This is a genomic window from Micromonospora sp. NPDC049051, assembly GCF_043197575.1.
Lineage (GTDB): Bacteria > Actinomycetota > Actinomycetes > Mycobacteriales > Micromonosporaceae > Micromonospora.
In genome coordinates, this window is sequence record NZ_JBICTL010000001.1 from 598,389 (window position 1) to 615,726 (window position 17,338).

The window sequence follows — 17,338 nt, forward strand, 5'->3', positions numbered from 1 at the left end:
GTCGCTCGCGTGTCCGGTGGGCGGATGGGCCGCCCCCGGCGCGGGACGTCCGATGCGGTGCTCACCTCACCCTGGCCGTCAAGCGACCTGACAGCCTACGCGTCGGGCGCGCCGCGTCCACCGAATTTCGGCCGCGACACCGCCCGCCGGGGTGGGGAACCCGGTCAGGCGCGGCGAAGCGCCGATGTGCTCCTGGCGTAGCCCGGCTTGACCGGAGAAGCGGGCCGGCCTGGGACTGCTGCGCTGCCGGTCGACAGCGGCGCGCGACCAGGAATCATGGACGCATGACGGAGGCGCGTCCCGAGCGGCGACGGATGACGATCAACGACCCGCAGGTGATGCGGGCGTTGGCCCACCCGGCCCGAATCGCGATCATCGAACATCTGGACCGGGTCGAGGGCGGCGCGACCGCCACCGAGTGCGCGGAGATCGCGGGGCTGTCGCCGAGCGCGACCAGTTACCACCTGCGCGCGCTGGCGAAGTCGGGCCTGGTGGAGCAGGCGCCGAGCCGGGGCGACGCGCGTGAGCGGCTGTGGCGCACGGTCGGTCGGGGCCTGATGGTCGACGCCGGGCGCGCTGCCGGGCCGGAGGCGCGTGCCGCCGAGCAGGCGCTGGTGGAGGCGCACGCGGCCCGGGACATGGAGCGCGTCCGGGACTGGCTGCGCCGCGCCGGTGACGAGCCGCCCGAGTGGTACGACGTCGCGCTGTTCAGCGACACGATGCTGCTGCTCACCGCCGACGAGTTGGCCGGGCTGAACGAGGCGGTGAGCGCGCTGTTCGAGCCGTACCGGCAGCGGAACCGCCAGGCTGGTCCGCCCGAGGGGGCGCGTAGCGTGGCGGTGCAGTACCGGGCGGTGCCGCTGACGTAGGGGGTTGATCCGGGCAGTTGTGAAGGATTATTTTCGAAGTATGTCCTTCACAACTGCCGGGTCGCGCTGGTCCGACGTCTGGCTGACCGCCACCGCGCGCGGCATCTCGATGTGCGGGGACTTCCTCGCCGCCACCGCCCTCGCGCTCGCCCTCCAGGCGGCCGGCGCCAGCGGTCTCGCCGTCTCCGGACTGCTGCTGGCGGCCACCCTGCCGCTCGTGGTGCTCGCCCCGCTCACCGGCCGCCTCGCCGACCGGGCCGACAGCCGTACGCTGCTGGTCACCGCCGGTCTGGCGCAGGTCGCCGTCTGCTCCCTGCTCGCCTTCGTCGACCACCCCGCCCTCATCATCGGGCTCGTCGCGCTGCTCGCCTGCGGGCTCGCCGTGACCCAGCCCTGCCTCGCGGCGCTGCTACCGACGATGGTGCGCGCCGCCGACCTGCCCCGGGCGAGCGCCATCAACCAGACCGCCTCGTCCCTGGGCGCGCTCGCCGGCCCGGTGCTCGCCGGGCTGCTGGTCGGGCAGTTCGGCACCCGCGTACCGCTGCTCATCGACGCCGCGAGCTACCTCGCGCTGGTGGCCGTGGGCCTGCTGCTGCGGACCCGGCGGGGCGGCCGGCGGGTGGCCACGCCGACGTCGGGGCCGGACCGGGCCCCGGCATGGCGGCTGCGGCGCGATCCGTTGCTGCTGGCCGTCGTGACGAGCACGGCCGCGGTCATCACGGCCGTCGGCGGCATCAACGTGATCGAGGTCTTCTTCATCCGGGAGACGCTCGGCGGCTCATCCACCACGTACGGGCTGGTCGGCGCCGCCTGGATGGCGGGGATGCTGCCCGGCAGCTGGCTCTGCGCCCGCCTTGCCCACCGGCTCACCGACGACGCCGCCCTGGTGTACGGGGTGCTGGTGACGCTCGGCGGCATCTGCCTGACGGTGCTGGTCGCCGCCGCCGTACCCACGGCCGCGCTGCTGGTCCCGCTCTGGCTGGTCGCCGGCGCGGCGAACGGCGGGGAGAACGTCTTCGCCAACCTGCTCACCGCCCGGCGGGTGCCGGAGGCGTCGCGCGGCCGGGCGTACGCCCTCTACGGCGCGGCGGTGCAGGGCGGCTCGATGGGCGGGTACCTGATCGGGGGCGCCCTGCTGGCGCTGCTGTCGCCGCGTCCCCTCATCGCGGGCGCCGGCGCGGCCGGCCTGGTGGCGGTGGTGGCATTCGTGCCGGTCGTCGTCCGCTCCGCCCGACGCGCCCGGGCGACCGGCACTCCAAGCGGCACCGGGGAGCCGGCCGGCGACACGGCGGATGCGGGGTTGGCCACTCCCGCCCCGGCCCGCTAAGCCCGTGCCGGCCGGCGGGGATACGGTCGGGGCATGGCTGAGCACGTCGCACGCCCCCGGGTCGGGCACATCCAGTTCCTGAACTGCCTGCCGATCTACTGGGGGCTGATGCGCTCCGGCGCCCTGATCGACGTCGACCTGCACAAGGACTCCCCCGACAGGCTGAGCGCCGCGCTCGTCGCCGGCGACCTGGACATCGGCCCGATCTCCCACGTGGAGTACCTGCGCCACGCCGACGAGCTGCTGCTCCTGCCCGACCTGGCGGTCGGCAGCGACGGCCCGGTGCTGTCGGTCAACATCGTCTCCACCCGCCCGCTGGCCGAGCTCGACCACGGCAAGGTGGCGCTGGGCTCGACCTCGCGGACGGGTGTGCTGCTGGCCCAGTTGCTGCTCGGCGAGCGGTACGGCGTGAACCCCGAGTACTTCCGCTGCCCGCCCGACCTGACGCAGATGCTGCTGGAGGCCGACGCCGGGGTGCTGATCGGCGACGTGGCGCTGCGCGCCCTCTACGAGGCGCCGAGGCGCGGGCTGGAGGTCACCGACCTGGGGCAGGCGTGGCGGGAGTGGACGGGCCTGCCGATGGTCTTCGCTGTCTGGGCGGTACGCCGCGACTTCGCCGCCGCCCACCCGGGCCTGGTCAAGGAGGTGCACGAGGCGTTCCTGCGGTCCCGGGACCTCTGCCTGGCGGAGCTGGACCAGGTGGCCGAGGCTGCCGCGCGCTGGGAGCCGTTCGACGCGGCGACCCTGGCGACGTACTTCCGGGCGCTGGACTTCTCCCTCGGCGAGCGTCAGGTGGCGGGCCTGCGGGAGTTCGCCGGCCGGGCCGCCGCCGTCGGCGCCGCCCCGTCCCTGCCCGCCGCCGGTCCGGCCTTCTTCACGGGCTGACCTGCCTGCCCCGCGCGTGACCCCTCCACGGTCCGTCGATCATGGAGTTGTGGCGGGCGGTAAGGGCATCAGCGTCCCTTGTGCGAGGCGCCACAACTGCATGATCGACGCCCGGTCTGGGATAGGGCCGGGAGTGGGCATCGGCGCCCGGTCTCAGGTCCGGCCGGGTCGGGTCGGCAGGGGCGGGGTCAGGTGGTGGGGCGGAGCAGGGCTTCGGTGATCTTCTCGCAGTTCTCCATGCCGTACTCGTAGCCCATGCCGATCGGGTAGCGGACCATCACGCCCATCGTCCAGGTGTCGCCGATGGCGAGGCAGTTGATGTGCATCTCCTGCTCCTTGGTCCGGTCGATCCAGCCGTTCTTGATGGCGATGGTCTTGCGTTCGGCGGCCGGGAACGCCTTACGGATGCCGAAGTCGCCGCTGCCCCGGACGAGCCGCATCTCGTCGATCAGCCACTTGGTCCACTCCGGTCCGGCGGCGCGGCCGTCGGCGATGCAGGCGCCCATCCGGGCCGTGTCGCGGGGGGAGAGCTTCGTCCGGCTCCAACCGCCGTCGCTTGCGACGCTGCTGTCGGTCAACTCGCACAGCGAGAGCAGCCGCTTGATCGAGGCGGACCCGCCCAGCGCGTTGTAGAACTGCTGGGCCCGGGTGTTGTCGCTGTCGCGGATGATCTTCGTGGCGTCGGCCAGCTTGGCGTCGCTCGGGGTCTGCCCCTTCTCGTCGGCACGACGCAGGTAGTCGGCGACGATCCACGCCTTGATCAGCGACGCGGTGGTGCTGGTCTCGTCCATGTTGTCCGAGCCGATGATCTCGCCGCTGCGGCGGTCGAGGACGCTCCAGGAGTACCAGCCCTCGATGTCCAGGTCGAGGTCCTTCGCCTGGAACGGCAGCGGCTCCGGCTCGGGGGTCGGTGACGGCGAGGGCGACGGCCGGGTGCTGCGGTTGCTCGGGGCGGTCGTGGCGCGCTCGGCGGGGGTGCCCCAGGTGGCGGCGGCGGTGGACTCGAATGGCGAGCCCGGCAGCAGCCGCAGCGAGACGAGCACCAGGCCGATGAGGACCACCGCGATGACGATCAGCCTGCCGGGGGAGGCGTCGGTCGGCCTGTCGGCCCGACGCCGTCGCGCCATCAGAGCTTCCCGACGGGCTGCTGTGGCACCTTGAGGGCGGCGCCCGGCTGGGGGGTCACGAGCTGGCTGGCGACCGAGGCGCAGACCTGCGCGCCGTAGGCGAGGCCGTTCTTCTGGGGGTATCGCAGCATCACCGCGAGGCTCCACTTGTCGTTGACGGCGAGGCAGTTGACGTGCCAGTTGCCGTCGTAGTTGAGCGGGGTCCAGCCGTTCTTCATGCCGACGGGGCCCTGGTCGAGGATCGACTGGGGGAGGCCGTCGATGATGCCCCAGCGGCCGCCGCCGGAGCGGGCCTTCTGGTCCTTGGCGGCCGTGCTGCCCCGGACCTTGCTCATCTCGTTCAGCAGGATCTTGGTCCACTTGGGGCCGGCGGCCGTGCCGTCGGCGATGCAGTCGCCGAGCCGCACGGCGTCGCGCGGCGACATCCGGGTGAAGCTCCACCAGCCCACGTAACCCGGCACGTTGCCCGGCTTGGTGTCGGTGAGCTCGCAGATGTCGACCATCCGCGTGATCGTCGCGGCGCGGCCCACCGCAGCGTAGAGGGCGTTGGCGGCGTCGTCGTCGCTGTCCCGGATGGCGGCGATGATCTGCTTCTTCCGTTCCTCCATCAGCGCCTTGCCATCGAGCCTGCGGAGGTAGTCCGCCGCGAACCAGGCCTTGATCATCGACTCGGTCGAGCTGGTCGAGGCCATGTTCTTCGACCCGGAGATCTGGCCGGTCGCCCGGTCCATCAGGGCCCAGGAGAAGAACTCGCCCTTGAAGTCCACCGTCACCGGGCCGGCGGCGAGGGTCGGCGGCGGTGGGGCAATCGGCGCGGGCACCGCGACGCTCCCGCCGCCGCCTCCGCCGCTCGCGTCATCGCCGGCGAGTCGGGCGTACGCGGCCGGGACGAGCAGGCCGCCACCGAGGAGGACCGCCACGACGGCGAGCACCAGGGTCACGCGGGATCGCATGAGTGGATGAACTCCAGATGTCAGGGCCGGGGGGACCGGCTGTTGTCGGACGGATCGGCGGCTCGCCGAGGGCCGGGGGGAAGCGCCCTGCGTGTTCGCGGGCGATCGTCGGCAGCCGATCGGTGTGACGGAGGAAGTCTACGTGCGGATCGGCCCGGCGCCAGGACCCGACGCCTGGCAACTTGCCATGTAGGCGGGATATCGGGACGTTACGCGGCTGTTGAGGGGATTCACCTTTCCTTCGTGACTCAAGTCATAGTTTTCCCGGTCACGGGCAGTGGCTGCCCCGTCCCGAAAGAGTCTCCGGAAACCTGTTACACCCTCTGGTGCCCCGAGCGGCAAGCTGTAACACTTGACGCCATGTATGGCAACGACTTCTCCGCCGAGGACGCACCCGGCGGTGGCCTGCTCGGCGAGGTCGAGGCGGCGGAGGCGGCCCTGCGGGAGGCCGCCGAACGCGGTCGTCGAAGCGGCGCCCCCGGCCCGGGTGAGGACCTCGAGGCGTACTTCGCCGAGGTCATCGACGCCGACCAGAAGATCGAGCCGCGCGACTGGATGCCCGAGGCGTACCGCAGGACGTTGATCCGGCAGATCGCGCAGCACGCGCACTCCGAGATCATCGGCATGCAGCCGGAGGGCAACTGGATCAGTCGCGCCCCCTCGCTGAAGCGCAAGGCGATCCTGCTGGCCAAGGTCCAGGACGAGGCCGGCCACGGCCTCTACCTGTACGCCGCCGCCGAGACGCTCGGGATCAGCCGGGACGAGCTGGTCGAGCTGCTGCTCAACGGCCGGCAGAAGTACAGCTCGATCTTCAACTACCCCACCCTGACCTGGGCCGACGTGGGCGCCATCGGCTGGCTGGTGGACGGCGCCGCGATCGTCAACCAGGTGCCGCTCTGCCGCTGCTCCTACGGGCCGTACGCGCGGGCGATGATCCGGGTCTGCAAGGAGGAGTCCTTCCACCAGCGGCAGGGCTACGAGATCCTGCACACGCTGGCGCACGGCACCGACGCGCAGAAGGCGATGGCGCAGGACGCCCTCGACCGCTGGTGGTACCCGTCACTGGCCATGTTCGGCCCGCCGGACACCGACTCCACCCACTCGGCGCAGTCCATGGCCTGGAAGATCAAGCGCTTCTCCAACGACGAGCTGCGCCAGCGCTTCGTGGACATGTGCGTGCAGCAGGCGGAGATTCTCGGTCTGACGATCCCGGATCCCGACCTGCGCTGGAACGAGTCCCGGCAGTCGTACGACTTCACCCAGCCCGACTACGACGAGCTGATGCGGGTGATCAAGGGCGAGGGGCCGTGCAACCGGCAGCGGATGGAGCACCGCCGCCGTGCCCACGACGACGGCGCCTGGGTGCGCGAGGCCGCCGCGGCGTACGCCGCGAAGCGGGTGGAGCAGAAGGAGAAGGTGGCGGCGTGAGCGAGCGCAGCGAGCGAACGGACCAGCGCGGCGTGAGCGGTGCGTCGCCCCTGTGGGAGGTCTTCGTGCGGGCGCGGCGCGGGCTGTCGCACACCCACGTCGGCAGCCTGCACGCCCCCGACGCCGAGCTGGCCCTGCGCAACGCACGGGACCTCTACACCCGCCGCCAGGAGGGCGTCTCCATCTGGGTGGTGCCGGCGGGCGCGATCACCGCGTCCAGCCCCGACGAGAAGGACGCGTTCTTCGACCCGGCGGCCGACAAGGTCTACCGCCATCCCACCTTCTACGACGTGCCGGACGGGGTGGCCCACCTGTGAGCGAGCGCAACGAGCGAGCCGTTCGGCTCAGCACCGGGGCGCGTCGCGCCACCGCCGGGCGGAGCGGGGTGGCGGCGTGACCGGTCCCTTCGACTTCGCCCTCGCCCTCGGCGACGACGCGCTCATCGCGGCGCAGCGGCTGGCCGAGTGGACCAGCCGCGCGCCGGAGATGGAGGAGGACATCGCCCTGGCCAACATCGCCCTCGACCAGCTCGGCGCGGCCCGCCTCCTGCTGTCGTACGCGGGCGAGCTGGAGGGCGCCGGCCGGGACGAGGACGCGCTGGCGTTCCTCCGCGACGACCGGGAGTTCCGCAACTGCCTGCTCGTGGAGCTGCCCAACGGCGACTTCGCGGTCACCATGGCCAAGCTCCTCTTCCTCTCGGCCTACCAGCTTCCCCTCTACACCGCGCTGGCCGGGTGCGCCGACGAGCGGCTGGCCGCGATCGGGGCCAAGGCCCGCAAGGAGTCGGCCTACCACCTCGACCACGCCTCGACGTGGGTGCGGCGGCTCGGCGACGGCACCGAGGATTCGCACCGGCGCATGCAGGCGGCGGTCGACGAGGTCTGGCCGTACGTCCACGAGCTGTTCGCCCCCGCCCCGGCGGCGCCGGTCGACCCGGCCACCCTGCGGGCCGCCTTCGACGCCCGGGTCGCCGCCGTGCTGGACGAGGCCACGCTGACCCGACCGGAGCCGGGCTGGGCGCCGGCCGGCGGGCGCGACGGCGTGCACACCGAGCACCTGTCCTACCTGCTGGCCGAGATGCAGGTCCTGCACCGCGCCCACCCCGGAGCCAACTGGTGAATCCGAGGGAGGCCGTGGCGGCGGTGGTGGATCCGGAGATCCGGGTCGTCACCATCGACGACCTCGGCATCCTGCGGGCGGTCGACGAGGACCCGGCCACCGGCCGCGTCGTGGTGACCATCACCCCCACCTACACGGGCTGCCCGGCGATGGACGTGATCCGCGCCGACATCCGGCGGGCGCTGGCCGCCGTCGGTCGCCCCGACGCCGAGGTGCGCACCGTCTACAGCCCGGCGTGGAGCACCGACTGGATCTCCGAGGCCGGCCGGGCCAAGCTCGCCGCCGCCGGCATCGCCCCGCCGTCGCCCGTACGCGCCGACAACGTGGTGCCGCTGACGATCGCCGTCCGCTGCCCGCGCTGCGGCTCGCCGGAGACGGAGCAGGTCAGCCGCTTCGGCTCGACCGCGTGCAAGGCGCTCTGGCGCTGTCGTTCCTGCCGTGAACCCTTCGACCACCTGAAGGCGCTGTGACTGTCACGATCACCCGCCCGGTCCGTCGCCGGCCGGTCTTCCACCCGCTGCCCGTCGCCGCCGTCGACCGGCTCACCGACGACGCCGTGGCGGTCACCTTCGCCGTGCCCGAGGAACTGCGGGAGACGTTCGCGTTCTCCGCCGGGCAGCACCTCACCGTCCGGCGTCCGGGCGCCGACGGCGAGGACGTGCGGCGGTCGTACTCGATCTGCTCCACGCCCGACGACCTGGCCCGGCACGGCCGGCTGCGGATCGGCGTGCGGGAGATCCCCGGCGGCGCCTTCTCCACGTTCGCCTGCGGCGCGCTGCGCGGCGGCGACACGATCGAGGTGCTGCCGCCGCTCGGGCACTTCACCACGGCCTTCGCGCCGGAGCGGACCCGCCACTACGGCGCGGTGGTCGCCGGCTCGGGCATCACCCCGGTGCTCGCGCTCGTCGCGACGGCGCTCGCCGTCGAGCCGGCCAGCACGTTCACCCTGGTGTACGGCAACCGCACGGCGAACACGGTGATGTTCGCCGAGGAGCTGGCCGACCTGAAGGACCGCTGGCCGACCCGGCTGCACCTGGTGCACGTGCTCTCCCGGGAGCAGGGCGAGTCGCCGCTGCTCTCCGGCCGGATCGACGCCGACCGGCTGGGCCGGTTGCTGGACAGCATCGTGCCCGGGGACGCCGTCGACGAGTGGTTCCTCTGCGGCCCGTACGACATGGTGGTGGACGCCCGGGAGGTGCTCGCCGCACGCGGCGTGCCGGAGTCGGCGGTGCACACGGAGCTGTTCCACGTCGCCGAGGCCCCGGCTCCGCCACGGCGCCCGGCCGACGAGCCGGGGGGCGGCGCCGAGGTGACGATCCTGCTGGACGGCCGGTCGTCGAGCTTCACCATGCGGCGCGACGAGCGGGTGCTGGACGCGGCGCTGAAGGTGCGCGGCGAGCTGCCCTACGCCTGCAAGGGCGGGGTCTGCTCGACCTGCAGGGCCAAGGTGGTCGACGGCGCGGTCACGATGGCCCGCAACTACGCGCTGGAGCCGGACGAGGTGGCCGCCGGCTACGTCCTGACCTGCCAGTCCAGCCCGACCACCAACCGGCTGACGGTCGACTACGACGCCTGACGGGTCTGCCCGCCGGGCGGCGGGAGCAAGCCGGGCCGGCGGGGTCGGCGCCGGCACCGCACCGACCCCGCCGACCCCACACCGCCGTGGTCAGCTCGGGGCCTTGACCTGGCCGTCGTAGGCGATGCTGCGCCACAGGTCGAACTGGCGGTCGTTGCCGACCAGCGGGTTGCCGGCCAGCGCGACGGCGGCGTGCACCTCCTCGTCGTTGCGCAGCTGGCGGAAGTAGCCGGGGCCGACGAGGGCGATGCCGCGACCGGGTGACTGGATCAGCTTCATGTCGTTCTCCGTGAGGTCGAGGGGTGGGTTGCCGGTGAGCTGGCGGGCCACGTCGGCGCGCATCGAGTCCAGGTCGATGAACGACGGGTCGATCTTGCCGCTGGTGCTGGTCTCCCGGTGGCCCCGTGCGTGGCTGGCGTCCCGGCCGAGCCGCCGCAGCACGGCGGCGGTGGCGAGCACGGAGGCGCTGTACTGGGCGCCGGTCATGGCCTGGCTGACCCCGTTGTAGTCGATCTCCCAACCGACCATCAGGGTGTTGCCGTCACCGGCCGGGATGGGTCCGCTGCCACGGCTGACGCCCGCGTGGTTGGCCCGTCCGCCCGAGATGACGTGGAAGACGCCGTGGTAGTCGACCAGGGCCTGGCAGAGGGGGCCGGGCAGGTCGGACCGGCCGTTGATGCAGATGTTGAGGGCGGGGTGCGGGTTGCCGGCGCTGGAGGTGGCCGCCGTGTGGTGCCAGAGCACGCCGATGGGGGCGAACGAGCTGCCGGCCACCCGGCCGAGCCAGTTGCCGTGCTCGACCACCGTGACACCGGCGGCGCGGAGCACGTCGGCCAGCCAGGGGATGGTCGCCATCAGTCCGCCGCCAGGTCGGCGAGGCACCCCGGCGTCCGGGTCGTCGTGGGAAAAATCATCCACGGATGCTAATTGATCGATGCGTCGGGGATAAGTCCCCCGGATCCTCTCATCGCCCGGCGGGGGCCTGTGGCGTGGTCGACAGGAGTCCGGCGGGGCCGGCCCGGGGCGGGGCGACGTAGGCTCGGGGGGTGAGTGTGAGCCGGGAGATCGACGACATCCTGCAGCGCGGCGCGGACGGCGGGCGGATCACGCCCGAGGAGGCCCTGCTGCTCTACACCGAGGCGCCCTTCCATGCCCTGGGCGAGGCCGCCGACGCGGTACGCCGACGGCGCTACCCGGACAACATCGTCACGTACCTGATCGACCGCAACATCAACTACACGAACGTCTGCGTGACGGCGTGCAAGTTCTGCGCGTTCTATCGGGCGCCGAAGCACAAGGAGGGCTGGACCCACCCGACCGAGGAGATCCTGCGCCGCTGCGGCGAGGCGGTCGAGCTGGGCGCCACCCAGGTCATGCTCCAGGGCGGGCACCACCCGGACTACGGCGTGGAGTACTACGAGGAGCTGTTCTCCTCGGTCAAGAAGGCCTACCCGCAGCTGGCCATCCACTCGATCGGCCCCAGCGAGATCCTGCACATGGCCAAGGTCTCCGGCGTCAGCCTCGACGACGCCATCGCCCGGATCAAGGCGGCCGGCCTGGACTCGATCGCCGGCGCCGGCGCGGAGATGCTGCCCGCCCGGCCCCGCAAGGCGATCGCGCCGCTCAAGGAGTCGGGTGAGCGCTGGCTGGAGGTCATGGAGCTGGCGCACCGGCAGGGTGTCGAGTCGACCGCCACCATGATGATGGGTACCGGCGAGACCGCCGCCGAGCGGATCGAGCACCTGCGGATGATCCGCGACGTGCAGGACCGCACGGAGGGCTTCCGGGCGTTCATCCCCTGGACGTACCAGCCGGAGAACAACCACCTCAAGGGCCGTACGCAGGCCACCACCCTGGAATACCTGCGGCTGGTCGCGGTGGCCCGGCTCTTCTTCGAGACGGTGCCGCACCTTCAGGCGTCCTGGCTGACGACGGGCAAGGACGTCGGGCAGCTCGCCCTGCACATGGGCGTGGACGACCTCGGCTCGATCATGCTGGAGGAGAACGTCATCTCCTCGGCCGGCGCGCGGCACCGCTCCAACCTGCACGAGCTGATCGGGATGATCCGCTCGGCCGACCGGATCCCCGCCCAGCGCGACACCCTCTACAACCGGCTGGCCGTGCACCGCACCCCGGCCGACGACCCGACCGACGAGCGGGTGGTCTCGCACTTCTCCTCGATCGCCATGCCGGGCGGCGGCGCCGGCAGGTCCCTGCCGCTGGTCGACGCCCGCTGAGCGGTCTTTCCGCCGGCATCCGCACCGCACCCCACCGTCGTCCGGCGGTGGGGTGCCGTCGTACGTGGGCCGCTGCGTGGATCACAGGTGCACGAATAGTGACGCTCATTCATCCGTACGGCTGGCCGATCGGATGAATTCCCGTGAGCCGTTGATCTCGATTAGATTGCCGTTCGGAGTCGGTGCCGGGGTGCCCGGGGCAGCAAGACATATCAATCCGGGCATTCCTTAAGTGATTCTTAGCCACGCTGTTCAAGGTGCGCGAACTGCGGGGTGGCGGGCGTGATCGCTTACCGCTAACGTCCCCGGCCGTACCTTTCCTTTGCCCCAACGGGGGGACCTCTTTCATGATCTTCCGTAATCGTTCGCTGGCGCGTATCGGCGCCGGCGCGCTGCTCGCCTCCGGCGCGTTGACCGTCCTCGGTAGCCCGGCCCACGCCTCGGGCACGGAGACGGACCTCGCGATCGACGTGGCGGGCACGCGGGTCGCCGCCGGCGCGGAGGGCAAGTTCGCCTACGCCAAGGTGACCAACACCGGCAAGAACACCCCGGGTGAGCTGGCCGTGCGGGTGGACGTGTCCAAGGTCGACTTCGACAAGGTCGCCGCCGTGCCGGCCGTCGAGGACGGCTGCGACGTGGAGTTCGCCGGGGAGAAGCCGACGGCGTTCGTCTGTCACGCCACGGAGAAGGGCCTGCCGGGCCCGGGCGAGACCACCGACCTGCCGATCGTCCTGTTCAGGTTCGAGGGCACGGGCACCTACAAGGCGCCTCTGACCTTCAAGCTCATCTCGAAGGACGACACCAACGCGGCGAACAACACCAAGACCGCCACGCTGGAGTTCTCGGACGCCAGCGGACCGGACCTCTCGGTCGTCGCCGAGGACGTCAAGCAGGCCGTGAAGATCGTCGACGGCAACCCGGTCTACTCCGGCGACCTGCACGCGGGCGGCCGGTCGGCACTGACCTACTTCATCAGCAACCAGGGTGACGTGGCCGCCGCCGGCCTCAAGATCAGCGTCAAGCTGCCCAAGGGCGTGACCCCGACCGAGGTGGAGCCCGGCTGCGAGTACGCGGCCGACAAGTCCACCTTCACCTGCACCTACGCCGACTTCGGGCTGATCCCGCAGGACGAGGACACCAACGGCGAGGACGAGGTCTACTCGGCCTACGGCTTCTACCACCTGTTCGACGTGGCGGCGGACGTGAAGCCGGGCGCACTCAAGGGCGGCCTGGTCAGCGTCGAGCCGATCGGTTCGCCGGCCAAGCGGATGCGGGCGGCCGCGGTCACCCTGCCGGAGAACGTCACCGGCCTGCGGGCGACCGACGTGGACGCCTCCGACAACTCCGACGGCTACGCGGTGATCGTCGCGGCCAAGGGCGGCGCTGGCGGCGGCGGTGACGACGACGGCGGCCTGCCGGTCACCGGCGCGCAGACCACCCTGATCGGCGGCATCGGCGGCGTGGTGCTGGTCGCGGGCGCGGTCATGTTCATGATGGCGCGGCGGCGCCGGGTCGTCCTGGTGACCCCGGGCGACGAGAAGCCGACGGCCTGACGGTCGTCCTCTATCGACCCGCGAGGGTCGTTCACATAACGCACGGCAGCGGGGGCGGGATGGGTGACCATCCCGCCCCCGCTGTGCGTCGGGCCGTCCGACCGGATCGGCCGGACGGATGAAACACGATCTCCCTGCTGGCGGGCGGCATCGACCTTCGATAACGTCCGCCCGGGTTCCGCAACACCCGCCTCATTCCCTAACCCCCGGGGGACCGATGACCCTGTTCCATCGTTCGGCCCTGGCCCGCGCCGGCGCCGTGGCACTCCTCGCGGCGGGTGGCCTGACCGCCGTCGCCGTTCCCGCTCACGCCGCTGACGGGCCGGACCTGGCCCTGATGCCGATGAGCACCCAGCTGGCGAAGGGCGTCGACGCCGCCCGGAGCAAGCCGTTCAAGTTCACCGTGACCAATGTGGGCACGGCCACCGCGCAGGACGTCTCGTACCGGGTCGACACCCGGGAGCTCAAGAAGAGGCGGGTCGGTTTCGTGGTGCCCGAGGGCTGCCGCGTCGTCGAGAGCCACCTCTACCAGTGCTCCCTCGGCGACCTGCCCGCCGGCACCAGCAAGGACTTCGGCGTCCCGCTCTTCAGCACCGGCGGCCGGGGCAACGGCGGCACGCTGGTCGTCGGCGTCACCACCACCACGCCGGGCAGCGACCTCGGTGACGAGGTCGAGGTGCCGGTCACCGTGACGAAGCCCGGCTACGACCTGACCGCCTGGGTGCAGGACATCCAGGCGGGCGTCGTGGTCAACGGCGCGGTGGCCGACGAGCCGGACCTGAAGCCGGTGCGCCGGGGCGTGACCGTCCCGCTGGACTGGGCGGTCTACAACGACGGCAGCCGGCCCGCGACCGGCGTCTTCTACGGCATCACCCTCCCGGCGGGCGTCAGCTTCGTGACGCTGCCGGAGAGCTGCGTCCGGCAGGTGTTCCTCGGCAGGGAGCAGGCGTTCTGCGAGGACGCCGGCGCGGTCATCCGCCGGGGGCAGTACTACACCGCCGACGTCACGGTGAAGGTCGGCGACGACGTCACCGAGCCGGTGCTACGGGAGGGCGACCTCTTCGCGTACGGGCTGGACGTCGCCGAGGGCGAGCCCGAGGAGGAGTCGCGGGTGGCCGGCCAGGCGCAGCGGAAGGCCTTCTCCGAGACCGACGTGATGGACAACCACACGATCTTCGAGGCCTTCGTCGACCTGTCCGCGCAGCCGAGCCCGACGCCGACGCCGACCGTGGCGCCGACGGCGACCCCGACCGGTGGACCCACGCCGGTCCCGACCACGACCCCGGGCAGCGGCGGCGGTGGCGGTGACGGCGGGCTGCCGGTGACCGGCGTGCAGGCCGGGCTGATCGGCGGCATCGGCGCGGCCGTGCTGCTGGCCGGCGGCGCGCTGCTGCTGGTCTCCCGGCGGCGCAGGGTCGTCCTGGTGGCGCCCGGCGACGAGAAGTCGACCGACTGACGTACGGCCACACGGGGGCGGGATGGGACGACCATCCCGCCCCCGCGGCGTGTCCGGGCGTCGCCCCTGCTCCGGGGCGTGCTCACCGTCGACGGGCCGCCCGGGCCGGCCTGGCGTGTCGCCCTGGCGGAACCGAGCGCCGGCGGTCGACCCACCGGTCGCCCGTGCGGGCCGGGCTGGCAGAGTGGAGGGGTGAGCCGTTCCCCGCAGGGCCAGCGCGCCAACCTGGACAAGCAGCCGCACGAGGTCGCCGCGATGTTCGACGGCGTGGCGGCTCGCTACGACCTGACCAACACCGTCCTCTCCTTCGGACAGGACCGGTTCTGGCGGCGGGCGACCCGCGCCGCCCTCGATCTGCGGCCGGGTGACCGGGTGCTCGACGTGGGCGCCGGCACCGGCGTCTCCACGGAGGAACTCGCCCAGTCGGGCGCGTACGCGGTCGGCGCGGATCTGTCCCTCGGGATGCTGCGCGTCGGCAAGCGGTCCCGTCCCCAGGTGCCGCTGCTGGCGGGGGACGCGTTGCGGCTGCCCTTCGCCGACGCCACCTTCGACGCGGTGACCATCTCGTTCGCGCTGCGCAACGTGAACGACACCGACGCCGCCCTGCGGGAGTTGGCCCGGGTCACCAGGCCGGGCGGCCGGCTGGTGGTGTGCGAGTTCAGCACCCCGGTGAACCCGGCGTTCCGCACGGTCTACCTGTCGTACCTGATGCGTTCGCTGCCGAGCGTGGCGCGTGCCGTCTCCAGCAACCCCGACGCGTACGTCTACCTGGCGGAGTCGATCCGGGCGTGGCCCGACCAGCCCGCCCTGGCCGCGCGGATCGGCGCGGCGGGCTGGGGCCGGGTGGCCTGGCGCAACCTGACCGGCGGGATCGCGGCGCTGCACCGCGCGGTACGCGACTGACCGAGGTTGCCTGCCTCTTTTCGCAGATATCCGTTTTTGTGCCAGTTCGTTCCGTAAGATCGCCCCATGACGGGACCACAGCAGGCGGTCGGCGCGGAGACCACCGACGACGACGCGGCCGAGTTGATCGCCCAGCTCAAGGAGCTGGCCGGCGCGGATCCCGCCGACGTCCGTGAGGTGGTGGCCGAGGTGTTGGCCGCCCTGGACCGCGCCGCAGGCGGCGCGCTACGCGAGCACCTGCCGGAGGCGATCCGGCACGACGCCGGCCTGGACCCGGCGGCCGCCGCCCACTGACACCCGCCCCGACGACCCCGCCTCCGACCTCGGCCGACGCCTCTCCGGCAAGTTAGGTACCCCTGGTCCGGGCCGGTCATGGCGTCGGTCATAGACTCCCACCGTCTGGCTTGTGAAGGATTTCACGAGCATGCGGGAGGAGGCGCGGGATGGCCGCGGTGGAACATGACGCCGACGTGATCGTCGTGGGCGCCGGTCCCGGTGGGTCGGCTACCGCATACCACCTGGCTCGGCACGGCGTACGGGTGCTGCTGCTCGAGAAGACCGAGTTCCCCCGGGAGAAGGTCTGCGGCGACGGGCTGACCCCGCGCGCGGTGCGCCAGCTGATCCGGATGGGCGTGGACACCTCGCCCGAGGCGGGCTGGCTGCACAACCGCGGCCTGCGGGTGATCGGCGGCGGCGTCCGGCTCGAGCTGGACTGGCCCGACCTCGCGAGCTTCCCCAACTACGGCCTGGTGCGCACCCGGCTCGACTTCGACGACCTGCTCGCCCGGCGCGCCGTCGAGTCCGGCGCCGAGCTGCGTACCGGCGTGAACGTCACCGGCCCGGTGCTGGGCCCGGACGGCCGGGTGACCGGCGTGGAGGCGGAGGTCGGCCCGGGCAAGGAGCCCGCCACCTTCCACGCGCCGCTGGTCGTCGCGGCCGACGGGGTCTCCGGCCGCTTCCCGCTCGCCCTCGGGCTGGCCAAGCGCGAGGACCGGCCGATCGGCGTCGCCGTCCGGCGCTACTACCGCTCGCCCGCCAAGCACGACGACAACTACCTGGAGTCCTGGCTCGAGCTGCGCAGCAAGGACAGCGGCGACAACCTGCTGCCCGGGTACGGCTGGATCTTCGGGCTGGGGGACGGCCGGGTCAACGTCGGCCTCGGCGTGCTCAACTCCTCGTCCGCGTTCGGCAAGACCAACTACCGTCGGCTGCTCACCGACTGGCTGGCCAACACGCCGGCCGACTGGGGCATGACCGACGAGGCGAACGCGGAGGGCCCGATCCTCGGCGCCGCCCTCCCCATGGGGTTCAACCGGGTGCCGCACTACACCCGCGGCGTGATGCTGGTCGGCGACTCCGGCGGCATGGTCAACCCGTTCAACGGCGAGGGCATCGCCTACGCGATGGAGTCCGGTGAGCTGGCCGCGGAGGTCGCCGTGCAGGCGCTCGCGCGCCCCGCCGGCGCGGACCGGGAGCGTGCCCTGGCGGCGTACCCGGCGGAGCTGAAGGTGCGCTTCGGTGGCTACTACCGCCTCGGTGGCATCTTCGTGAAGCTCATCGGCCGCCCGGAGATCATGCGGATGGCCACGAAGCACGGCATGCCGCACCCGATGCTCATGCGCTTCGTGCTCAAGCTGCTGGCCAACCTGACCGACCCGCGCGACGGGGACGCGATGGACCGCGTCATCAACGCGATGACGAGAGTGGCGCCGGCCGTGTAGCGCGAGGACGAGCCTGGGCGCCCCTGCGGTCGCGAAAGAAGGCAGCGCTGTGTGACGGCCCCGTTCACAGACTGCGACGACCGCAGGTGCGGACAGGGGAGATCGACCCCCGGCGGCGACCGTCGCCAGGGACGTGAATAGTGTGATTTTTGACAAGGACCAGGGGCAGGGAAGGACGAGCAGG

At 72.2% G+C, this 17,338-nt stretch carries 17 protein-coding genes; 14 read left to right on the plus strand and 3 right to left on the minus strand.

Translation table 11 applies throughout. The annotated features are described in order from the left end of the window. The first annotated feature begins 284 nt into the window (after nucleotides 1-284). Genes ACGFIR_RS02895 through ACGFIR_RS02905 form a run of 3 tightly spaced genes read left to right on the plus strand, consistent with a single transcriptional unit; the run spans nucleotide 285 to nucleotide 3,081 of the window. Complete coding sequence (locus ACGFIR_RS02895) at nucleotides 285-869, plus strand: ArsR/SmtB family transcription factor (RefSeq protein ID WP_393001063.1); 585 nt, start codon at nucleotides 285-287, stop codon at nucleotides 867-869. Between the two features lie 40 nt (nucleotides 870-909). Beyond that, nucleotides 910-2,196: an MFS transporter gene (locus ACGFIR_RS02900; RefSeq protein ID WP_393142896.1), complete on the plus strand. Its 1,287-nt coding sequence runs from the start codon at nucleotides 910-912 to the stop codon at nucleotides 2,194-2,196. A gap of 33 nt (nucleotides 2,197-2,229) precedes the next feature. Further along, nucleotides 2,230-3,081, plus strand: coding sequence for a menaquinone biosynthetic enzyme MqnA/MqnD family protein (locus ACGFIR_RS02905; protein WP_393001059.1), 852 nt, complete (start codon nucleotides 2,230-2,232; stop codon nucleotides 3,079-3,081). A 188-nt stretch (nucleotides 3,082-3,269) separates the two neighbouring features. On the opposite strand, the gene ACGFIR_RS02910 is transcribed toward ACGFIR_RS02905, so the two are convergent. Next, on the minus strand, nucleotides 3,270-4,208 hold the full coding sequence (locus tag ACGFIR_RS02910; protein WP_393142898.1) for a hypothetical protein: 939 nt from the start codon (nucleotides 4,206-4,208) through the stop codon (nucleotides 3,270-3,272). Beyond that, the gene (locus ACGFIR_RS02915) at nucleotides 4,208-5,161 is read right to left on the minus strand and encodes a hypothetical protein (protein WP_393001056.1); all 954 of its coding nucleotides are present in this window, start codon (nucleotides 5,159-5,161) and stop codon (nucleotides 4,208-4,210) included. The genes ACGFIR_RS02910 and ACGFIR_RS02915 overlap by 1 nt, the downstream gene beginning before the upstream one ends. Nucleotides 5,162-5,521: 360 nt before the next feature. On the opposite strand from ACGFIR_RS02915, the gene paaA reads away from it, so the two are divergent. From paaA to paaE, 5 genes are all read left to right on the plus strand, one after another. Next, complete coding sequence (gene paaA, locus ACGFIR_RS02920; protein ID WP_393142900.1) at nucleotides 5,522-6,589, plus strand: 1,2-phenylacetyl-CoA epoxidase subunit PaaA; 1,068 nt, start codon at nucleotides 5,522-5,524, stop codon at nucleotides 6,587-6,589. Beyond that, nucleotides 6,586-6,906, plus strand: coding sequence for a 1,2-phenylacetyl-CoA epoxidase subunit PaaB (paaB, locus tag ACGFIR_RS02925; RefSeq protein ID WP_393001052.1), 321 nt, complete (start codon nucleotides 6,586-6,588; stop codon nucleotides 6,904-6,906). The genes paaA and paaB overlap by 4 nt, the downstream gene beginning before the upstream one ends. Before the next feature lie 76 nt (nucleotides 6,907-6,982). Beyond that, nucleotides 6,983-7,708 (plus strand): 1,2-phenylacetyl-CoA epoxidase subunit PaaC, encoded by a 726-nt coding sequence (gene paaC / locus ACGFIR_RS02930; protein WP_393001050.1) that lies wholly within the window; start codon nucleotides 6,983-6,985, stop codon nucleotides 7,706-7,708. After that, nucleotides 7,702-8,178: a 1,2-phenylacetyl-CoA epoxidase subunit PaaD gene (gene paaD, locus ACGFIR_RS02935; protein ID WP_393143724.1), complete on the plus strand. Its 477-nt coding sequence runs from the start codon at nucleotides 7,702-7,704 to the stop codon at nucleotides 8,176-8,178. The genes paaC and paaD overlap by 7 nt, the downstream gene beginning before the upstream one ends. Further along, nucleotides 8,175-9,284, plus strand: coding sequence for a 1,2-phenylacetyl-CoA epoxidase subunit PaaE (paaE, locus tag ACGFIR_RS02940; protein WP_393142902.1), 1,110 nt, complete (start codon nucleotides 8,175-8,177; stop codon nucleotides 9,282-9,284). Before paaD ends, paaE begins: the two co-directional genes overlap by 4 nt. 90 nt (nucleotides 9,285-9,374) lie before the next feature. On the opposite strand, the gene ACGFIR_RS02945 is transcribed toward paaE, so the two are convergent. After that, the gene (locus ACGFIR_RS02945) at nucleotides 9,375-10,139 is read right to left on the minus strand and encodes an N-acetylmuramoyl-L-alanine amidase (protein ID WP_393001046.1); all 765 of its coding nucleotides are present in this window, start codon (nucleotides 10,137-10,139) and stop codon (nucleotides 9,375-9,377) included. Between the two features lie 191 nt (nucleotides 10,140-10,330). Between ACGFIR_RS02945 and mqnC the strand changes: the two genes are divergently transcribed. From mqnC to ACGFIR_RS02975, 6 genes are all read left to right on the plus strand, one after another. After that, nucleotides 10,331-11,521, plus strand: coding sequence for a cyclic dehypoxanthinyl futalosine synthase (gene mqnC, locus ACGFIR_RS02950; RefSeq protein WP_393142903.1), 1,191 nt, complete (start codon nucleotides 10,331-10,333; stop codon nucleotides 11,519-11,521). Between the two features lie 347 nt (nucleotides 11,522-11,868). Further along, nucleotides 11,869-13,074 carry an LPXTG cell wall anchor domain-containing protein gene (locus ACGFIR_RS02955; RefSeq protein ID WP_393142905.1) on the plus strand — a complete coding sequence of 402 codons (1,206 nt, stop codon included), beginning with the start codon at nucleotides 11,869-11,871 and terminating at the stop codon, nucleotides 13,072-13,074. A gap of 217 nt (nucleotides 13,075-13,291) precedes the next feature. Further along, nucleotides 13,292-14,530 carry a cell wall anchor protein gene (locus ACGFIR_RS02960; RefSeq protein ID WP_393001040.1) on the plus strand — a complete coding sequence of 413 codons (1,239 nt, stop codon included), beginning with the start codon at nucleotides 13,292-13,294 and terminating at the stop codon, nucleotides 14,528-14,530. A 192-nt stretch (nucleotides 14,531-14,722) separates the two neighbouring features. Next, entirely contained in the window at nucleotides 14,723-15,433 is a 711-nt protein-coding gene (locus tag ACGFIR_RS02965) for a demethylmenaquinone methyltransferase (protein WP_393001039.1), read from the plus strand. A 66-nt stretch (nucleotides 15,434-15,499) separates the two neighbouring features. After that, nucleotides 15,500-15,727, plus strand: a complete 228-nt coding sequence (locus ACGFIR_RS02970) for a hypothetical protein (RefSeq protein WP_393001037.1) — start codon at nucleotides 15,500-15,502, stop codon at nucleotides 15,725-15,727. 149 nt (nucleotides 15,728-15,876) lie between these two features. Then, on the plus strand, nucleotides 15,877-17,154 hold the full coding sequence (locus ACGFIR_RS02975) for a geranylgeranyl reductase family protein (RefSeq protein WP_393001035.1): 1,278 nt from the start codon (nucleotides 15,877-15,879) through the stop codon (nucleotides 17,152-17,154). The last annotated feature ends 184 nt before the right edge of the window (nucleotides 17,155-17,338 follow it).